Annotated in this window: 15 protein-coding genes, 1 tRNA gene, 1 other RNA gene and 2 pseudogenes; 11 read left to right on the top strand and 8 right to left on the bottom strand. The window is 66.5% G+C overall.

All coding sequences use genetic code 11. The features are described 5' to 3' along the window. From A5636_RS07975 to ffs, 3 genes are all read right to left on the bottom strand, one after another. Positions 1-1,337, bottom strand: a 1,337-nt coding sequence (locus tag A5636_RS07975) for a DNA polymerase III subunits gamma/tau (RefSeq protein WP_155763690.1), incomplete at its 3' end; no start/stop codon positions are given. 128 nt (positions 1,338-1,465) lie between these two features. Continuing rightward, positions 1,466-2,734 (bottom strand): aminotransferase class I/II-fold pyridoxal phosphate-dependent enzyme, encoded by a 1,269-nt coding sequence (locus A5636_RS07980; RefSeq protein ID WP_065158148.1) that lies wholly within the window; start codon positions 2,732-2,734, stop codon positions 1,466-1,468. Between the two features lie 25 nt (positions 2,735-2,759). Continuing rightward, positions 2,760-2,854, bottom strand: an RNA gene (gene ffs / locus A5636_RS07985) — signal recognition particle sRNA small type. Between the two features lie 93 nt (positions 2,855-2,947). On the opposite strand from ffs, the gene A5636_RS07990 reads away from it, so the two are divergent. Beyond that, a tRNA-Ser gene (locus A5636_RS07990) sits at positions 2,948-3,033 on the top strand. A gap of 85 nt (positions 3,034-3,118) precedes the next feature. After that, positions 3,119-3,668, top strand: a pseudogene (locus tag A5636_RS27835) (hypothetical protein); the annotation flags it as partial. A 440-nt stretch (positions 3,669-4,108) separates the two neighbouring features. Here the strand turns inward: A5636_RS27835 and A5636_RS08000 are convergent. Then, the gene (locus tag A5636_RS08000; RefSeq protein ID WP_253900532.1) at positions 4,109-4,849 is read right to left on the bottom strand and encodes an enoyl-CoA hydratase/isomerase family protein; all 741 of its coding nucleotides are present in this window, start codon (positions 4,847-4,849) and stop codon (positions 4,109-4,111) included. Positions 4,850-4,934: 85 nt separating this feature from the next. Between A5636_RS08000 and A5636_RS26470 the strand changes: the two genes are divergently transcribed. From A5636_RS26470 to A5636_RS08015, 3 genes are all read left to right on the top strand, one after another. Next, a complete protein-coding gene (locus tag A5636_RS26470; protein WP_172827186.1) occupies positions 4,935-5,438 on the top strand; it encodes a lipoprotein LpqH in 504 nt (167 codons plus the stop codon). Positions 5,439-5,515: 77 nt separating this feature from the next. Then, positions 5,516-7,252: a hypothetical protein gene (locus A5636_RS08010; protein ID WP_065158152.1), complete on the top strand. Its 1,737-nt coding sequence runs from the start codon at positions 5,516-5,518 to the stop codon at positions 7,250-7,252. Next, on the top strand, positions 7,249-8,625 hold the full coding sequence (locus A5636_RS08015) for a CHAT domain-containing protein (protein ID WP_065158223.1): 1,377 nt from the start codon (positions 7,249-7,251) through the stop codon (positions 8,623-8,625). Before A5636_RS08010 ends, A5636_RS08015 begins: the two co-directional genes overlap by 4 nt. Before the next feature lie 12 nt (positions 8,626-8,637). On the opposite strand, the gene A5636_RS08020 is transcribed toward A5636_RS08015, so the two are convergent. Next, positions 8,638-8,994, bottom strand: a complete 357-nt coding sequence (locus tag A5636_RS08020; RefSeq protein WP_065158153.1) for a hypothetical protein — start codon at positions 8,992-8,994, stop codon at positions 8,638-8,640. Between the two features lie 84 nt (positions 8,995-9,078). Here A5636_RS08020 and A5636_RS08025 point away from each other — a divergent pair. From A5636_RS08025 to A5636_RS08045, 5 genes and pseudogenes are all read left to right on the top strand, one after another. Further along, a pseudogene (locus tag A5636_RS08025) lies at positions 9,079-10,418 on the top strand (hypothetical protein). Continuing rightward, a complete protein-coding gene (locus tag A5636_RS08030; RefSeq protein ID WP_065158154.1) occupies positions 10,415-11,521 on the top strand; it encodes a hypothetical protein in 1,107 nt (368 codons plus the stop codon). The pseudogene A5636_RS08025 and the gene A5636_RS08030 overlap by 4 nt, the downstream one beginning before the upstream one ends. Before the next feature lie 32 nt (positions 11,522-11,553). Beyond that, entirely contained in the window at positions 11,554-12,612 is a 1,059-nt protein-coding gene (locus A5636_RS08035) for an NAD(P)H-dependent amine dehydrogenase family protein (protein ID WP_065158155.1), read from the top strand. Between the two features lie 335 nt (positions 12,613-12,947). Continuing rightward, the gene (locus A5636_RS08040; RefSeq protein WP_065158156.1) at positions 12,948-13,121 is read left to right on the top strand and encodes a CsbD family protein; all 174 of its coding nucleotides are present in this window, start codon (positions 12,948-12,950) and stop codon (positions 13,119-13,121) included. A gap of 124 nt (positions 13,122-13,245) precedes the next feature. Then, positions 13,246-13,965, top strand: a complete 720-nt coding sequence (locus A5636_RS08045; RefSeq protein WP_065158157.1) for a cutinase family protein — start codon at positions 13,246-13,248, stop codon at positions 13,963-13,965. A 14-nt stretch (positions 13,966-13,979) separates the two neighbouring features. On the opposite strand, the gene A5636_RS26025 is transcribed toward A5636_RS08045, so the two are convergent. After that, positions 13,980-14,117 (bottom strand): hypothetical protein, encoded by a 138-nt coding sequence (locus tag A5636_RS26025; RefSeq protein WP_155763693.1) that lies wholly within the window; start codon positions 14,115-14,117, stop codon positions 13,980-13,982. Between the two features lie 35 nt (positions 14,118-14,152). Further along, positions 14,153-14,542 carry a PPOX class F420-dependent oxidoreductase gene (locus A5636_RS08050; RefSeq protein ID WP_065158158.1) on the bottom strand — a complete coding sequence of 130 codons (390 nt, stop codon included), beginning with the start codon at positions 14,540-14,542 and terminating at the stop codon, positions 14,153-14,155. A gap of 193 nt (positions 14,543-14,735) precedes the next feature. On the opposite strand from A5636_RS08050, the gene A5636_RS08055 reads away from it, so the two are divergent. Then, positions 14,736-15,725, top strand: a complete 990-nt coding sequence (locus tag A5636_RS08055; RefSeq protein WP_065158159.1) for an SDR family NAD(P)-dependent oxidoreductase — start codon at positions 14,736-14,738, stop codon at positions 15,723-15,725. A 42-nt stretch (positions 15,726-15,767) separates the two neighbouring features. Here A5636_RS08055 and A5636_RS08060 read toward each other — a convergent pair whose 3' ends face one another. Further along, a complete protein-coding gene (locus A5636_RS08060; RefSeq protein ID WP_065158160.1) occupies positions 15,768-18,932 on the bottom strand; it encodes an ATP-binding protein in 3,165 nt (1,054 codons plus the stop codon). Positions 18,933-18,967: the final 35 nt, after the last annotated feature.

Here is an 18,967-nt window from a genome sequence, read left to right on the forward strand (position 1 = left end):
GGGTCAGACGGCGGCCGGGTCGGATACCAGCGGGCCCTAGGCCAGCGGATCGCCACCGACGTCGGACTGATAGACGACGCCGCTGCCTCCGGCTTTGGGGAAGGGGGCGTCCGCCGGGGTGCGGGTCGTGTGACGGGCGGGTGAACGGGCGCGCTCGGAGCGGCGTCGGCGGCGGGTATCGAGATGGCGAGCCGGGTTTCGATGCGTTCGACGCGCTGCAGCAGAGCCGATTCGGCATCGGTAGCCGAGGGCAGCAACAGCCGCGCGCAGATCACTTCCAGCAGCAACCGTGGTGCCGTCGCGCCGCGCATCTCCCCCAAGCCCGCTTGGACTACCTCGGCATACCGGGTCAGGGTCGCCGGACCGATTCGGGCCGCTTGGTCGCGCATGCGGTCCAGGACGTCCTCCGGCGCGTCCACTACGCCGCGGGATACGGCGTCGGGGACCGCTTGCATGAGGATGAGATCGCGAAATCGCTCCAACAGGTCAGTGGCGAAGCGGCGCGGGTCGTGGCCGGCGTCGATCACCGATTCGACGGCACCGAACAATGCGGCCGCGTCCCCGGCGGCGAGTGCGTCTACGGCGTCGTCGATCAGTGCGACGTCGGTGGCGCCCAGCAGGCCAAGGGCCCGCTGGTATCCGACCCGGCCGCCGTCGGACCCTGCTACCAGTTGGTCCAGCACCGAGAGGGTGTCCCGGGGCGAACCCCCACCCGCCCGGATGACCAGGGGATACACCGCCTCGTCGACGACAACGCCCTCCTGCTCACAGATCCGGGCGATCAGCGCGCGCATGGTGCGCGGCGGCAGCAATCGGAACGGATAGTGATGAGTGCGCGACCGGATGGTGGGCAGCACCTTTTCGGGCTCGGTGGTCGCGAAGATGAAGATGAGGTGTTCGGGCGGTTCCTCGACGATCTTGAGCAGCGCATTGAAGCCGGCCGTGGTAACCATGTGGGCTTCGTCGACGATGAAGACCCGGTACCGCGACTGAGCCGGCGCATAGAACGCACGGTCGCGCAGTTCGCGGGTGTCGTCCACGCCGCCGTGGCTGGCCGCGTCGAGTTCGACCACGTCGATGCTGCCCGATGCATTGGGCGCCAGCGCCTGGCAGGAATCGCAGTCACCGCACGGGGTGGGAGTGGGCCCCTGGGCGCAGTTCAACGAGCGCGCGAGGATACGCGCGGAGGATGTTTTCCCGCAGCCGCGGGGGCCGGAGAACAGGTAGGCGTGATTGATCCGTCCCGCTTGCAGTGCGATGGACAGCGGCTCGGTGACATGCTCCTGCCCCACCACTTCGGCGAAAGTTGCCGGTCGATACTTGCGGTAGAGGGCCACGGTGAGCAGGCTACCGACGCCCGGTGACGAGGCCGACCCCAGAGGGTCGGCTGAGGAGGCGCTTAGCGTTGATTCTGCGTAGAGGGTGCGCCGCACTCACACTTTGGCGCCATAAGCGCAGAGTGAAGTTAGAGAGTCTCGGTCGCGGCCAAGAGTGCACACGTGCACAGCCCGTCAACCGCTTCGCGCAGGTCCGATAGCGACGGGAAGGACGGCGCGATGCGGATGTTCTTGTCTTCGGGGTCCTTGCGGTACGGGAAGGACGCACCCGCCTCGGTGACGGCGATCCCCGCGTCCTTGGCCAGCGCAACCGTCCGCCGCGCGGTCCCAGGCAAGACGTCGAGGCTGATGAAATAGCCCCCCTTGGGCGCCGTCCACGAGGCGATCTTGGCATCGCCCAGCCGCTGCTGCAGGATCTCAGCCGCCAGCGCGAACTTCGGCGCGAGGATCTGCTGGTGTCGCAACATGTGCAGGCGCACCCCGTCGGCGTCGCCGAAGAAGCGCAGATGACGCAGCTGGTTCACCTTGTCGGGTCCGATCGACTTCTTCCCGGCGTACTGCAGGTACCACGCGATGTTGCCGAGCGATCCGCCGAAGAAGCTGACGCCGGCACCGGCGAACGTGATCTTCGACGTGGACGCGAAGATGTAGGGCCGGTTCGGGTTGCCTGCCTTGGTGGCCAGACCGAGGACATCGACCTGACGGACGAAGTCGTGCGTCAGCGTATGCACGGCGTAGGCGTTGTCCCAGAACAGGCGGAAGTCGTTGGCCGCCGTCTGCATTTGAACGAGGCGACGGACGTTCTCCCAGGAGTAGGTGATGCCGGTGGGGTTGGCGAATACCGGAACCGTCCACATCCCCTTGATCGCCGGATCGACCGCGACCAGTTCCTCGATCAGGTCGACGTCCGGTCCGTCCTCGAGCATGGGGATCGGAACCATCTCGATGCCCATCGTCTCGGTGATGGCGAAGTGCCGGTCGTAACCCGGCACCGGGCACAGGAACTTGACGGCGGGCTCCTTGATCCACGGCCGCGGCGAATCCACACCGCCGTGCAACATCGAGAACACGACGACGTCGTGCATGAACTCGAGGCTGGCGTTGTTGCCGGCGATCAGGTTCTGTACGGGCAGGCCGAGCAACTCGGCGAAGATGGCGCGCAAACCCGGCAGGCCGTGCAAGCCGCCGTAATTACGCGTGTCGGTGCCCTCCGGGTCACGGAAGTCCGGACCGGGCTGGGTCAACAATTGGTTGGACAGATCGAGCTGTTCGGGCGACGGCTTTCCGCGGGTCAGATCCAGCGACAGCTTCTTTGCCTGCAGCGCCGCATATTCCTCCTGGTGGCGCCTATGCAACGCCGACAATTCGTCAGGGCTGAGGGAATCGAACGACGCCATGCGGCCCTTTCGTTTTGCACACAAATTGAGGGGACCCCGCGCACCCGACAGAGCCCATTGACCCTTGCTGCCTTCCGGCCCTGGGGGAGTTCACAGGATAGACGCCGCGCGGGGTCCACCGGCGAGTGTAGTACCCGGCCTTGGCGACTCCACCGACACTCTTCCAAGGCGGTGCCGGGACACCCGGCGGGGTTCAGCAGTTACCATGACCACGGAGGATTCGCCTAGTGGCCTATGGCGCTCGCCTGGAACGCGGGTTGGGTTAATAGCCCTCGCGGGTTCAAATCCCGCATCCTCCGCTGTACGGTCGGCCGTGTGACCAGGAACGACAATTGGCCTGGTCGCCTTTCGGCGACTTGAGTTCAGTCTGTTTTGAGGAGGGGTATGGGGCGCAGAGTCGCCATGCTTTGGCACGCGCTGTTCTCGATCGGCGCGGGCGTCCTCTTCTTCTATTTCGTCTTGCCGCGGTGGCCCGAACTCGTCGGTGACACGCCCGAAGCTCTGGGGCAGACTCTGCGAATCGTCACCGGCGCGCTGATCGGCTTAGCCGCCCTGCCGGTGGTCTTCACGTTGCTGCGTACCCGCAGGCCCGAACTCGGCACCCCGCAACTGGCGCTGTCGATCAGGACCTGGTCGATCGTGGCCCATGTGCTGGCCGGCGTGCTGATCGTAGGCGCCGCGATCAGCGAGTTCTGGTTCAAGCTGGGTACCGCCGGCCAATGGCTCTTCGCGATCTACGGCGCCGCCGCGGCCATAGCCGTGCTCGGGTTCTTCTGCTTCTACCTGTCGTTCCTGGCCGAACTGCCGCCACCTCCGCCGAAACCGATCAAGCCGAAGAAAGCCAAGAAGAGCCGCAGTCGGGGTAAGAAGCGCGGCAAGGTCGACGAAGCTGACATAGCTGAAGACGAAGCCGACACCGAAGACGAAGACACCGACGACGAACACACCGACACCGAAGACGACGACGAGGGCACCGCCGTCGAGACGGGCGCAGAGGAATCCTCGGAAGCCGAGACCGTCGAGGCCAAGATCCCGGAGTCGGTCACCGAAGAGCACGAAACCAAAAAAAGCCCGGCGGGAACCTCGGACGCCTCGGGCGCTTCGGAGCAGTCGGAAACTTCGGAGGAGTCGGAAACGACGGCAGTCTCGGAGACCGCGGGAGCCCCGAAAACCGCCGGAGTCTCGAAAACCGCAGAAACCTCAGAAACCGCAAAAACCGCGGAGACCGCAGAAACCTCAGAAAGCGCAACGAAAGAAGCCGCGGAAACCGCAGACGCTCCCACACCGCAGCGGCTGCGCAACCGGCGCCCCACGGGTAAGACCTCGCACCGCCGTCGTCGCACCCGGGGCGGGGTCGTGGTCGAGGAATAGTCCTCAGCGACGACGCAGCCGCTCGACGTAGTCGGCGATGCCCTGCAGCGTCTGATCTGCGCCCCAGATTCCGCGGACTTCGCGATCGGTCTCCGCACCCGCACGAATGCGCTGCAAGGTCGGTCCCCGCAGCTGAGCCTTGGTGTGGCGATACGCCGCCTCCGGGATACCGCTGAGGTCTGTCGCTTCGGTCACGGCCGCGTCCAGGAGGTTCTCGGGCACGATGCGGTGGGCCAGTCCCCTGAGCACGGCGTCGTCGCCGCGGTAGTTTCGGCCGCCGAGCAGGACCTCCTCGGCGCGATTACCGCACGAGTAGCGCACCACCTCGAGCGCGGCGACCGGGAAAGCCACCCCCACCCGCACTTCAGCCGCGCCGATTTGGGCCTCGGGACTGGCCAGGCGCCAATCGCAGGCACAGGCCAGCACGCATCCGCCGGCTATCGCCGCGCCGTTGATCGCCGCCACAGTCGGTCCCGGGTAGCTGAACACCGCCTCGAACGCGGCTGACAGGGCGGGCACCAGCTGATCGGTATAGGCCGAGCCGCCCTCGACCACCCGGTTGAGATCCACCCCGGCGGAGAACACCCGGCCCGCGCCGGTGATGACCAGAGCGCCGCCGCCCGCGCGGCCGAGTTCCTGCACGGTCTGGGTCAACTCTGCAAGCGCCTCGACGTCGAGAGCATTGACCCGCCCCCAGGAAAGGGTCAGTACCTGCACCGATCCGGAAGCTTCGATCTCGATCACAGAGATACTTCACCACAGTTCTTGGGATCGGTAGCGACGACCACCGCCTGTACTTACTCCCATGACGACGCCAACAGGGCGGCGCATGACGGAAGGAAGTCCAGTGAAACGTGCTATCGCGGTTGCGATTGGAACCCTCGGCTGCGCGTCCGCGCTGGTGGGTTGCTCGAGCGGCGGCCACACCGCGGGGCCGGCATCGAACGCGCCGGCCAGTGTCGCCACGGGCGGGGGCGCGGGCACCGAGGTCAAGGTGGGCGGCTCGGATCTGCCGGGTGTGAACCCGTCCTCGGTGACGTGCGTCAAGCAGGCCGGGAAGATCAACATCGGCAGCGGCTCTTCCGGGGGCCAGCAGGCCCTGGCGGTGGTGATGAGCGAAGGCAACCCACCCACGGTCGACTCGTTGGCCATGGTCGTGGACGGCAACGCGCTGTCGGTCGCCGACAACATGGGTGCCAAGGTCGGCGAGGCCAAGGTCGCGGTCGACGGCAAGACTTACACCATCACCGGTCAGGCGCAGGGTGCTGACCTGAAGAACCCGATGGCCGGGATGATCACCAAGGACTTCAGCATCAAGGTCTCTTGCGGCTGATGAGGGATAGTTCGGGGCGGCGGGCATGCAGTGCAGGTCCGCCGCTCCGGATTCGGGCTCGGACTTATGATGCAGCCGTGTCGATCTCCAGCGACCTGGATCGCGCGCGCCAACTGGCGTTCGCCGCCGACGAAGACGCGGCCCGGGATTTGTTGGTGTCCCTGATGCCCAGGATCGAACAGGCGGACCGGGACGACCTGTTGCTGGAAGTCTTCGCCCAACTCGGCGCGATCTATCTGGCCCGCGGCGCGAATGACGGAGTGGCAGAATGCATCCGGCGTATCCGCGAGCCGTTGGCGATCTATCAGGGGATCCTGGCCGGAACCAGGCCCGACGTCGCCGATCAGGTCACGATGTCGCAGCCCGAGATTTCACACATGGTTGCGCGCTACTCCCGCTGGGCGCAATTCCTCGACACCGGTTTGGCGGCGGCGCGCGGTGACCACGAGCAGGCGCAGGTCGCACTTCGGCTATTGAGTGAATCCCCCGGGTCCGCTGAGGATCTCGCCGACGAGCATCGGCACCTGCTCACTCACGTCCGGCTGATGTGCGCGACAGCCCTGTGTGACGACGACCTGCACGCGCACTCGCTGCCCTTGTGGGATGAGGTGCGAGCGGCCTTGACTCGGCACGCGGAAGCAACCGAATCTGCCGACCACCTCTGGGTATTGGCTGCCACCGGTTACGGGCGGTTCTGCATAGAGACCGGCCGACTGGACGAGGCCGAGCCCTGGCTGCGGCGGGCGGGAGCACGTGCGCAGGCCCGCGATTGGGAACTAGCCAGCGCCCGAACACAATTGGAGCGCGCCGCCGCGTCGTGGACCGTCGGCGACCACCACACCACCGAGCAGTTGGTCACCGAGGCCTATCCCGTCATCGCCCGTCACGCACGGGCTCACGACGTGTCACGTTGTTGGCTGTATATGGGCCTCACCCGCCTTGCCGCCGGTGCGCTGGAGGCCGCGGACCAGTGTTGGGAGCACGCCGAGCGGCACTGGCGCGAGTTGGGCAAGCCACTGCATTTACATCGCATCCTGTTGCAGCGCAGTTGGATCGCGATATTCCGAAGCCGGTTCGCCGATGCCGTCGAGCTGATCGCCCAGGCCCGAGAGTTGCTCGACTCGTCGCCGCGCAGCAGTTGGCTGCAATACGCTCTGCTGGACAGCCACCTGGGCACGGTATGGCGGGCGGATGCCCTGGCGGATCTGGGTTTCGACGGCGCCGGCGATCCGGGCGAGTCGTTGCAGGAGACCGAGGCCCGGCAAGCCGAATCCCTCGGCATCCTGCGCGGTGAGGTCGGCACCCCGGAGTACTGGCGCGCGATGCCCAAGCTGGAGCAGGCAGCCGAGCTCAAAGTGCCGGCGGCGCTGGCCGTAGACTCCGTGCGCTATTCGATCGCCGACGCCGATGCCCGATCGCGCTGGGCGACAAGTGTTTCGGCGCCCATCCTGGCCAGCGCATTCGCGGTTGCCTGGGAGTGGGAGAATACCCAACTAGTCAGCGAGTTGGTCGAATATCACAGTGCGCGAGGGACTTTCAATATCGAACCGGCGCGGCGTCACGTCGGTGAATGGGAGTCCACCGGCACCGGACCGGCCTTCATCGAGACCGGTGCCGAGCTTCCCTTTCCGGCGGCGGCGGCGGCCGGACCGGCATCGAACGAGGGAATTTCGCTGACCCGACTTGGCCCGCTGCCGCCATTGCGGATGCAGCCCGAGGCCGCACCGATCCTGAGTCATTACCGCGCGCTGGCGTTTCAGCGATACGGCCGTGAAGTGACCGCTGCCGAGCCGGCGTGGTCGACCTGGCCATGACCGAGACCCCCCGGTCGACGCTGGCCCTGCGTTACGCCGATGTCGGCGTCGCCACGTATGCCAGTTTGCGGCTGATCGACCGGTCCGGGGGGACGCTGCGGACCGTTAACTGGGTGGTGGAGGAACCGATCCTGTTGGCCGCCTTGCAGGAGTTGGGTGATGCCCTGCCCGAACCGCGTGAGTCCGAGAGCCGGCGTGACGCTATCGAGCGGGCCCTCGCCCGCGGCCCGTTCGCGACGCCGGAAAGCGAGCTGACGGTGGCATACATCCTTGGCGTGCTGCTGATCGGTTCAGCCGGGTGGCAACTGCTGGTGGACTGCGTCGCATCGCCCCGACCGACGCTGTTCATCTCGCCCAGCGCCAGGCTGGCGCGGGTGCCCTGGGGCTTGCTGGCCGTGCCGAAATCTGGCCCCAGCAAAGAAGAGCTGGTGCGTGCCCGGCAGGATGCGGTCACCGCCAGCGGTCGGGTCGCGGCCCAAATTCCTTGGCAGCTGGCCGATGTCAAGGAGCACACCGACGGCTATCGGCTGATGGAGTTGGTTGACGTGCTGTTGGCCGTGCCACAGAACATCGTGCATGCGCCACGAGTTCGCGCCGAATGGGCCGCTAGACAGGACGGTCCCCCGCTGTTGGTCCTGGATCCTCGCGTGCCGGGGCAACGCCCGGACTCGGCGCTCGGCTCGGTATTGGGCCGGCCGTCCGATCAGACGCCGCTGGCGCGGCACTTCACCGAAGTGCTGGGGCACCGGCCGGTGCTTCCCGGCGTCGACAGTGCGGTGGACCTGTTTCGCCGCCAGGACGCCGACCGCGGCTGGTTGGCCAATCTGCTGGCACAACGGCCGAGTCGGCTCCTTTACGTCGGGCATGCCAGCTCGGCTGACGCCGACGTGGGCCACGCCGACCGAGCCGCGCTGCACCTCGCGTGCACGGCGGCGGTGCCCGGACACGCCACGCCCATCAGCAATCACCGGCCCCTGACCGCTTCGGACCTGATGAGACTGCGGTTGCCGATGCCGCCACGGGTGGCTCTGCTCGCCTGCGCCTCGGGCGGTGACTACCAGTTCGACGAAGCTACCGGTCTGGTGGCGGCGATGATCCTGGGCGGCGCGCAGCTGGTCACCGCCACGCTGTGGTCGCTGCCCACGACCGCCGCGTACCGGCAATTCGCGCCTCCCGGGGAGCGCCCCGACTCCCCCGATCCGATGGCCGAAGTCGTTGCCGCGGTGGACAGTGCGCACGAAGAGCCCGCGGCCGGCAGAGCGGTCAATCGATGGCAGCGCGCGCAGATGCGCCGCTGGCGAGACGGGGAGCGCACGGCGAGTCCATTGTTCTGGGGTGCGCTGGTCACTTTCGCCGTCGACGGCGCGCGTTGAACCGCCGCGCACTCACACCAGGGCGAGGCCCCGCGCCCGTACCGCCAGCGCATCGTCGGGCAGCGAAAGCTGCTCTCGGGCAGTGGGATCGAACGCAACCAAGACCACCAGGCCGGGTCGCAACGCGGCCAGGTCCGCATCCACGTCGTGGTGCATCAAGCGGCCGATGAAGGTGTCGCCGTGGACACTGGACACCTCGATCCAGATCTGGCGTTCGCCGGCGCCGGCCTCGGATTCCTCGTGGGCGACGGTTCGTACGGTACCGACCCCGACGGCGCGGCTGGCCTCCGGCGTCTTGCGTGGCCGGGGGGCCAGGGTTGCGAGTGATGCGATTTGAGCACCGATTGCCATCAGTTTCGACTTGGTCATGTGACCAGCTTCGGGGCTCCGATCGGCTACCGAACCCAACTTTTCGGGTACCAGGATTTTCGTTGCTGCCCCTATCCTGTGGTCATGAGCGCCGATCCGCAGGTTCAGCAAGTCTTGAACGGACGCGACGACAGCGGCCCGGGCCAGCCCCGCCGGGCGGTGATCGACGCGGCGTGGCGGCCATCGGCCCCGGCGTCGAGGTATTGAGCAGTGACGACGGCGGTCCGTTGACTCGGACCGTCAAGCGGATCATCGACCCGCTGGTGCTGCGTTTGCGGGCTAACCCGAAGTATTCAGCGCCAGTCGTGGCCGCCGAAACCGCCACCGGCATCCACGACTTGATAGTCGCAAGCGCGAGCCAATTACGTTGCACCGCAGCGTGGTTCGAGGTACTCAAACTGGAACGTCGCCGGCTGCGGATCCGCAGCGGGAATGCCCAGGAACTATATTTTCCGGTGTGCTTCGAGCTTGCGGTGACCAAAGGCCCACCGACACCGCAGGATTCGGCCGTCGCGGCCACGGTACTGCACGAGATACACCAGGGCAGGGACCGCACCGCGGTCGAGGTACTCAACGACTACCTCGCCACTCCACAGGTCGTGGCGACGCTGGCGGCGCAACTCGCCAAGAGCTGGCAAGACGTTCGGGCCGGCGATGCGCCGCGGGCACCGTTCATGGCGGAGTTGACCACCGTACTCGGCCCGGCCATGAGTCACACCGCCGCAGCGGCGCGGCAGCGGACCTGGGCCGCGATGATCACCGACACCACGCCGTACAACCTAGGTGCCCTGATCCGTGCCGAGCATGCCGGGCTGCCCTGGTCGATCGTCGATTTGGGATTGAGTTCCGTTGCACCACAACGCACTCCACAAGTTGTCGGCGGCGGCGGCGTGAGCGACCGCCCGCTGGATCGCACTGTGGTGGACCGGGTCCGCTCCACATTGCGGCGCGCCATGGACCGTGACGCACTGCCCGACATCCCGCTGTTGTGCGCCGAGGAGGTGGACCGGGCCTGTGCGCCTTGGGGACTGCTGGCCGAGGACAAGCAGGCCACCCTGGTAGCGGGCATCGAAGTGGCTGTCGACCTGGCGCCGCTGGATCGATCGGTCGTCAGCCGGTACGGGCTGGGCGCCCAGATCCAGGCGCGGTTGCGCAAGGAGGCCTACGTGCTGCACGCGCGGCGATATCTCGCCGAGGGTGGACCGATCCATCCGCGGCAGCAACAGGTCGTTGACGACCTGGCCTCGTACGCGCAGCCCTACCTGAGCCGGCTGTGGGCGCGGTTGCACGGCCGCGACGTATGGCAGGAGCCTTGCGACGACATCGACGAGGTGCGGTCGCTACTCGAAGGGGTTGCCAGGTCCGTGAGCCTCGATCACCGGCAGCGCATCAAGTCGATGCTGGAATTGCAGGCGGCGGGATGAGATTAGTCGCCGAATCGGGGCTATGGACGCAGACCTCACCGCTGGTCGCGGTGCTGGAAGTCAGTGGTGCGGTGTTGTCCTGGATCGTGGATGACCCCGCCGGCGCGGTCGCCGCGCACATCACCTTCACCGATCCGGACCGTGCCGACTGGCTCTGGCGGGTGGTCGGCCAGGCCGGCCACATTGCGGTGGTGTCGAGCGCGACCGACGAACCACAAGATCTGCCCGGTGTGCAGATCGCGCCAGGGTCGCTGGACCCGCTGCACCGACTGGCGATCGGTCAATGGCTGCGGCGGTGGTGGCCGGCGAGCCTGCGGGACGGTATCGGCGCGCTGGATCAGGCCCTGCTCGATGTGGAGATCGCGCTGCTGACGGCCGGCGCGGATGGGTTCTTCACCGACGACACCCTGGATTCGGATATGAGCGAGCTGCTGGTCCCCCACGGTGCCGCCCTGCTCGCCCACGCCCGAAGCAACGATCCCCGCATCCGTGACCTGGTGCGGGCCGGTACCGAGCTTGCCGACGAAGTGGGGGTCGAGGGCGCCGAATGGGCGGAGCTGTCTGCGGCGGTGCAGGATTCGAGCCTCAGGCCGGCCGAGCCGACAGGCTACCGCGATGACTACGCACTGGCCGCGGGCGCCGATCCGGGGCCGGCCGCCGCTGTGGCGATGGGTCGCGGTGTCGCGTCGATCAACTGGGGTGCGGTACCGCCTGGCATCTTCGACGCGGCCGAGGACACCGTGGACTGGAGCGTCGAGCAGCGAGGTCCGGCGGTCGTTGCCGTCGTGCGTGCCGCCGTCATCGGGCCTGGCCCGGCCGCCGACGTGCCGGTTCGCGTGCAGTCCGGAGACGTCAGCGGCGCAGGGGCGCTGGACGTCGGCGGCCGAGCCACCGTGCCACTGGTTGACGCCCGGCGACGCGCGTTGTCGGAAACGGTTGCCTGGAATCACGACTGGCCGGCCACCTCGGTGGTCGTCGGCGCCGAGGTGACAGAACCCCGTGCCGTCCGGGAACGGATCCGCGGCTGGGTACGGGCCCGACTGGACCGCCCGCCGGCGGATGCCTTCCTCGCCGAAATACTCGCGGCCGAATCGTCCTACTAGGCGGCGACAGCCCGCATCCCTATGCTGAGCGAGTGCCCAACACATATCGCGTCGTGCAGTGGACGACCGGAAACGTCGGTAAGAGCTCGCTACAGTCGATCGTCGCCAACGCCCAGTACGAACTGGTGGGGTGTTACGCGTGGTCGCCGGACAAAGCCGGGCGCGATGCCGGCGAACTGGCCGGCATCGAACCGCTCGGTGTTACGGCAACCAACGACGTCGAGGAATTGCTCGCCCTGAAGCCGGACTGCGTGGTCTACAACCCGATGTGGATCGACGTCGATGAACTGGTCCGCATCCTGTCGGCGGGCGTCAACGTGGTGACGACGGCGTCATTCATCACGGGTGACAACCTGGGCGAAGGGCGGGATCGGATCGTAGCGGCCTGCCAGCAAGGCGGCTCGACCGTCTTCGGGTCCGGTGTCAGCCCCGGCTTCGCCGAACTGCTGGCGATCGTGTCGGCAATGGTGTGCAACCGCGTCGACAAGGTCACCATCAACGAAGCGGCCGATACGACGTTCTACGATTCGCCAGACACCGAGAAGCCCGTCGGCTTCGGGCAACCGATCGATAATCCCGACTTGCCCGCAATGGCACAGAAGGGGACGGCCATCTTCGGCGAGGCAGTTCGGTTGGTTGCGGACGCGCTGGGTGTGGAACTGGACGAGATCCGGTGCGTTCCCGAGTTCGCCCAGACGACGGCCGATCTCGAAATGGCCTCCTGGACCATCCCAGCGGGATGCGTTGCGGGCGTTTACATCAGCTGGCAGGGCATCGTCGGCGGAAATACCCTGATCGATCTCAATGTGCGGTGGAAAAAGGGGCAGACCCTCGAACCCGACTGGCAGATCGACCAGGACGGCTGGGTCATCCAGATCGACGGTCAACCGACGGTCACGACCAGGGTCGGTTTCCTGCCGCCACCGTATTTTCAGGCGACCACGCTGGCCGAGTTCATGGCGCTCGGACACATCATGACGGCGATGCCTGCGATCAACGCCATCCCTGGGGTGGTTGCCGCCGCGCCCGGCATCGCCACATACGCCGATCTTCCGCTGACGCTGCCGCGCGGGACGGTTCCCTCGCCTTGAGGCTGCCGACCGCGTGAAGCGGGCGGTCAGCGGGTACCCGAGCCCGTATGGCTACCAACAACCGATTCAGTAATTCAGCGAGGTATTGGGGCGGTCGGGCCAAAGAAACGGTCGGCCGCCTGACCGGCGACAGGCGCACCCAGTATGAAGGTGTCCTGGATCAAGCGAAGGCCAACTTCAAAGACACCGGGCTACGTGTCCGAAACGCGCTGCGCGGCGAGCGGGGAGCCGTCAGACGTCGACCACGGTACTGACCGACGTTTCAGGCCGATCCCCAATCGGGTATTCGAGGCGGGGTCAGCACGTTTGAGCCGACAACCGAGGAGTGGCAACTTATGAGCGCCGAAGACAAGATCAAGAACAAGATCGAAGATGTGGGCGGCCGGGCGAAAGAAGCCGTCGGACGCGCTACCGGAGATCGGAGCACCGAGAATGAAGGACGCGGCGACCAGGCCAAGTCGAGCCTGAAGGACGCCGGCGAAAAGGTCAAGGACGCCTTCAAGAAATAGTCTCCAATTTGGAGTTGTCCCGTGCCGGTACCCGCATCATGCGTACCGGCGCGGGACATTCCTTTGCGCCACAACATTTTTAAGTTCCTGGTTGAACATCGAAGTAATGGTTACTCCTAGGCTCATGCTGCTCAGGAAGAACGAAAGAACTCTGCTTCGCCGGTTGATGGCATACGGCGGCGCTGCGATCGCGATATGCGGACTCGCGTCGCTCGCTTCTCCAATGCCCTCGGCGGATGCCGCCCCGTGCCCAGACGTTGAGGTGGTCTTCGCCCGCGGCAGTGGCGAGCCTCCGGGAGTCGGCGGCATCGGCGGAGCGTTCGTCGATGCCTTGCGCGCAGATGTCGGCGCGCGATCACTCGAGGTGTATCCGGTGAATTACCCGGCCAGCACGGACTTTGGCAGCAGCGATTTTCCGTTGACCGTCATTGACGGGATCCGGGACGCGGGCGGTCATATTCAATCGATGGCATCGAGGTGCCCTAACACCCGGGAGGTGCTGGGCGGGTATTCCCAAGGGGCCGCGGTTGCGGGCTACGTCACCTCGGCCGCCGTCCCACCCGGCGTGCCCGCCAACCTGGTACCCCAGCCGCTCGCACCCGAAATCGCGAATCACGTTGCCGCGGTCGCCTTGTTCGGTACACCCTCACCGGAATTCCTCAGCCAGTACGGTGCGCCCCAAATCGTCATCGGACCGCTGTATCAGCCCAAGACCATTCAGTTGTGTGCCGACGGTGACACCATCTGCGCCGGCGGGGGCACCACCCCGACCTTCGCGCACACGTTGTACGCCACCAACGGAATGACGAGTCAGGCAGCGGATTTCGCTGCGGGGCGCCTGTAGCTTCGGCGGCGCCGCTAGTCAGGTTCGTCCGGCAGTTCCGGATTCGGGATGGCGGGTGAGTTTTTCAGCCAACCACGCAACCGAAGTAGCCCGTTGATGACGATGCCGAACCCGAGCAGGATTAACGTCCCGACGATGATTGCGGTGGTCACCACTCCATGGTGACAGGTTCAGGATGGTGACAGGTTTAGGCGGCAGCGGGTTTGATCTCGAGGCCGACGTGGACCTTGTCGATACCGCCGCGCACGATCGAATGTGCGTAGAACCACCAGGCGTGGTACCAGTACCGCTTGAGCACAGCGTTGTAGACCCGCCGTGTTTCGGATTTCGGCAGGACGCGGGCAACCCCTTCCACTTCCTCGCTTTTGGGCTTGCCCAACGATCCGCTCTTGGCGATGGTCACCCGCGGTGTATTGCGGATGCGCTTCACCTTCCACGAATCGTCGTCGGTGATCACGAGCAACCGGTCGCCGTCGGGCACACCCCAGATCGCGGTCGGCTTGGGGCGGCCGTCCTTGGTGAAGGTCGTCAACCGCAAATACTTCGAATCGATGACGTCTTTGAACCCGACAGCCACGCGTATTTCCTCCTGGGTATGGTCGCCAACCCCGAAGTCAGCGATGCCGCACCGCGGGGTATTACCCCGCCGGCAGGTGGTGGAAACCGCGCGAGGCTACCGAAGACGACACATCCATTCCACGCACACCCCACGCACTCCCCACGCAGACCCCACGCACTCGGCGCAATGGTGACGGTTGCACAATGCGAGGATGCGCGTTCTGGTCACCGGGGGTACCGGGTTCGTCGGCGGGTGGACCGCCAAAGCCATTGCCGACGCCGGGCACTCCGTCCGGTTCCTGGTGCGAAAGCCCGAGCGGCTGCAGACGTCAGTGGCCGCGCTGGGGGTGGACATATCGGATTACGCCGTCGGTGACATCAAGGACCGCGAGTCGGTCCGCAAAGCGTTGACAGGGTGCGACGCCGTCGTGCACAGCGCCGCGCTGGTGGCAACCGATCCGCGACAGACGGCACAGATGCTCGCGACGAATATGGAGGGCGCCGGAAACGTTCTGGGCCAAGCTGTCCAGCTCGGGTTGGACCCGATCGTGCACGTCTCCAGCTTCACCGCGCTTTTCCACCCGAACGTGCAAACCCTGTCCGCCGATTTACCGGTCGTCGGTGGCACAGACGGATACGGAACGTCCAAGGCGCAGGTGGAAATCTATGCGCGCGGTCTGCAGGATGCCGGCGCTCCGGTGAACATCACCTACCCCGGCATGGTGCTGGGCCCGCCGGTGGGCGATCAATACGGCGAGGCCGGCGAGGGCGTGCGAGCGGCACTGCAGATGCACGGCATTCCTGGACGCAGCGCAGCCTGGATGATCGTGGACGTGCGCGACGTGGCAGCACTGCACGCGGCGCTGCTGGAGCCGGGGCATGGGCCGCGTCGGTACATGGCCGGCGGGCACCGGGTTCCGGTGGCGGAGTTGGCGAGGCTGCTCGGCGAGGTATCCGGCACGAGAATGTTCCCCGTTCCCGTTCCGGACAGCGCATTGCGTGCCGCCGGAACGCTTTTGGACTTCGTGGGCCCCTATCTGCCTTTTGACAATCCGGTGACCGCGGCCGGAATGCAGTACTACACGCAGATGCCCGAATCCGATGACTCACCGGCCGAACGCGACCTCGGTATCCAATTTCACGATCCCCGAACCACTCTCGCGGACACGGTCGCGGCGCTGCGGGAATCGCCCAACGCCTAGAGAGCCGTTCGCACGTTGCGGCGCATGCGGTGCGCCAATGGTTTACGGCATCGCCTCGGCCCACACGATGTGTCCCTCGAAGCCCAGCGAGATCGCCAGCTGCAGATAGCGATCCGCCAGCCGGGTGTATTCGGCGGTGTCGCCCCGCGCCCGCGCCAGCAGCGCGCGCATTCGCAACAGCCAGATCGCACGCACCGGCAGGTCCTCGCTGTGACGTTCCTGCGCCACTCGGTCGATCGCGGCCTCGGCCTCGGCCACATCCCCTGCAGCGCCCCGGTCCAGCAACGTCTCGACCAGCACGGCCGTTGCCGGGATACCCCACGTCAATAGTTGGGCCTCGGTCGCCAGATGCTCGACGGTGGCCCGCATCAGGGGGATGGCCTCATCGCGCTGCCCACGCCGCGCCATATCGCGCGCTCCGTACACGTTGACGATCGGTAGCTCGGACAGATTGTGGCCTTGCCGCTGGAACAATTCGGTGACCTCGTTCAGCAGTCGTTCGCCACGGTCGTGGTCTTCCGCTGTTTCGTGGTGGACCAGTGCCACTCCCAGCGTCAGCCGCGCGAACGCCAGCGCGAAGTTGTCACCGGCACGTTCGGCAATTCGCAGCGCACCCTCGATCTCCCGTACCGCGCGAACATCGGGCCGTAGCACGCCGGCCGGGATGCCGGGGAAGTAGACGTAGGCGACCGCCCTGGCATAGGACAGCGGGTCGGCCCGTCGGGCCATGTCCAGTCCTTGCCGCATGTCTTCCTGCCAGCCGGGCCGGCCCAGGCAGTAACAGGCGATAGCCCGCGTGGTGAAGGCGATTGCCAGCGGACACCCGATGATGAAATTGCCCATAGTCGGATCGCCGTGGGCCAGGTCGATTACCCGCTGCGACCACTGCAGCACCTGTGACCATTCAGTGCTCTCGCCCTTGGCGTAGATCGGCGCGAACGACAGCGCTACCGTCAGCGTCGGCTCGTCGACCGATTCGATGAGTGCCATCGCCTCGGACGCCAGATGCGAGGCTTCGCGGATCCGGGCCTGATACGCCAGGTCGATGACCTGCCCGGCCATGGCGATGGCCAGCGATGCCTTGTCCCCCGAGGCGCTGCACAACTGACGCAATTCCTCGAACCGGGCGGTGGCGTCGCTGTGCACGCGCCAGGCGACACCGCACAGCATGGTGCGCGGCGCAATACGCCACGCCGTTCGGCGGGCGTCGTCGACGGGGAGGGCATCGGCGATGTGTTGCGCCCGCTCCCAACTCAGCCGCGCCGCGGCGATGTCACGGTTGGTCGCCCAGTTCGCCGCGCGCATGTGCCAGCCGTACGCATCTGGACCGTCGCCGGCGGCCTCCAGATGTTCAGCGATCAGTGCCGCGGATTGGTCGGTTGCTTGGGTTTCCCGGGTTTGAATGGCTTCAGCCAACCGCCGGTGCAACCGGGCCCGATCGGATCTCAGTTGCGACTCGTAGGCGACGCTACGAATCATTGGATGACGAAACGCGTACTCCGGCTGCGCGCTGAACCCCACCTGGTCGACGAGTTCGGCGTCGATCAACTCGTCGATAAAGGGTTCGATGCCAAGGCTGGCCAGCAGATCAGCGGCGAAACGGGAACCGACGACCGCCGCCGCACTGAGGGTCTGCTTGGCGGCGGGGCTGAGTCGGTCGATGCGCGCGGCGATCGTCGACTGCAGGGTTGGGGGCACCCGAACCTCCGCCGCATCTGCGGTGCAGGCGTAGTGCCCGCGCTGTCCACCCAGCACGCCCCGCTCGGCGAGTTCGCGGGTGATCTCTTCGGCGAACAGCGGATTTCCCGCGGCGCGCGCGGCGATGATCTCGCCGATTTCTTCGACGGACGGGTCGTCACCCAGCAGTTCGGACACCAGCGCGGCGGCCTCGGGCTCGGTCAGCGGTGCCAGCGCGAAGGTCTGTGCCCCACCGACGAGTTGCAGCGCTCCCCGGTATTCGGGCCGGTAGGTGACCAGGACCACCGACCGTGTCTGCGGGATGACAGACAGCAGGTCGGCGATCATGGACTCGCTGGCCTCGTCGATCCAGTGCACGTCCTCGATGACGAAGACGGCAGGTTCGCTGCGGGCCAGCAGGGTGGCGCTCAACAGCGCGGTCAACCGGCGGCGGCGCGCGTCCGGGTCGATCTTGCCCAGCTCGGTGCGGACATCGAGGATGCCCAGCAGGTCGTCGAGCAGCAACAGGTCCTGTGGTTCACCGTTCGGGAAACGCGCCCGCACGCGCGCACGCGCCGCTTCGTCCGCCAGGCCGTGTGTCTCGACGACCGCGCCCAGTAGGCGTCCCATCACCCGATACGGGATGTCAGCGGCGTGTGATTCGCAGAAGCTGGAAAAGACTTGAAAGCCATGGGCTTTGGCGAGATGCACCGCTTCGCGCACGAGTCGGGTTTTGCCGATGCCGGCAGGTCCGCTGAGCGCGACGACCGAGCCACGGTCCGCCTTCGCGCGATCCAGCATCGTGGCCAATGCGCTCACTTCCCACCCGCGGCCCACCAGCGTCGACTGCGACACCTTGAGTTGTTCGGGTTGAGTGGCGACGCTGATCAACGGGAACGCCGGGACCGCGTTGTGGGCGCCTTTGACCTGCACCCGTTGGGCTTCACCCAACACCGCCACGCCTTCGATCAACCGGGCGGTTGATTCGCTGACCATCACACCGCCCGCCGGGGCCACCGACTCCATTCGTTGAGCCATCCCGACCTGTTCCCCGATCGCCGTGTATCCCAGTGCACCCGAACCGATTTCGCCGGCAATCACCTCACCGGAATTGAGTCCGATCCGCAGCACCAGAGTCACACCGTCGGTGAGGTCGGCGGCCAGCCGGTTGACTTCTTCTTGAATTCCCAGTGCCGCCAAGCCCGCTCGCAGTGCGTGGTCCTCCAGCGCGGCCGGCGCCCCGAACAAGGCCATGATGCCGTCGCCGGTGAACTTGTCCACCGTGCCGCCGTAGCGCTGTACCACCGCGGCCGCGCGGGTGACCAGTTCAGTGATGATCTCGCGCAGTCGCTCCGGTCCGACGGCGGCGGCGATGTCCATCGAGTGCACCATGTCGGCGAACAACACCGTCACCTGCTTGTACTCGGCCGGGGCGTCCGCCTGTATCAGCGGTGCGCCGCATCCGTGACAGAAGCGCGCGTTCGGCAGCGCTTCGACGCCGCATGTGCGGCAACCCGTTACGGTCGTCATCCAACCCCTCTGCGTTGAGCCCGTCACGGCCCCCG

Origin of the sequence: Mycobacterium asiaticum (assembly GCF_001673315.1) — a bacterium.
Taxonomy (GTDB): Bacteria; Actinomycetota; Actinomycetes; order Mycobacteriales; family Mycobacteriaceae; genus Mycobacterium; species Mycobacterium asiaticum_B.

Bases quoted from the DNA above. Each gene is read 5' to 3' on its own strand.
- A5636_RS07980 (WP_065158148.1), bottom strand. From the start codon at position 2,734: ATGGCGTCGTTCGATTCCCTCAGCCCTGACGAATTGTCGGCGTTGCAT.
- A5636_RS26470 (WP_172827186.1), top strand. From the start codon at position 4,935: ATGACGGAAGGAAGTCCAGTGAAACGTGCTATCGCGGTTGCGATTGGA.
- A5636_RS08015 (WP_065158223.1), top strand. From the start codon at position 7,249: ATGACCGAGACCCCCCGGTCGACGCTGGCCCTGCGTTACGCCGATGTC.
- A5636_RS08020 (WP_065158153.1), bottom strand. From the start codon at position 8,994: ATGACCAAGTCGAAACTGATGGCAATCGGTGCTCAAATCGCATCACTC.
- A5636_RS08030 (WP_065158154.1), top strand. From the start codon at position 10,415: ATGAGATTAGTCGCCGAATCGGGGCTATGGACGCAGACCTCACCGCTG.
- A5636_RS08040 (WP_065158156.1), top strand. From the start codon at position 12,948: ATGAGCGCCGAAGACAAGATCAAGAACAAGATCGAAGATGTGGGCGGC.
- A5636_RS08045 (WP_065158157.1), top strand. From the start codon at position 13,246: ATGCTGCTCAGGAAGAACGAAAGAACTCTGCTTCGCCGGTTGATGGCA.
- A5636_RS08055 (WP_065158159.1), top strand. From the start codon at position 14,736: ATGCGCGTTCTGGTCACCGGGGGTACCGGGTTCGTCGGCGGGTGGACC.
- A5636_RS08060 (WP_065158160.1), bottom strand. From the start codon at position 18,932: ATGACGACCGTAACGGGTTGCCGCACATGCGGCGTCGAAGCGCTGCCG.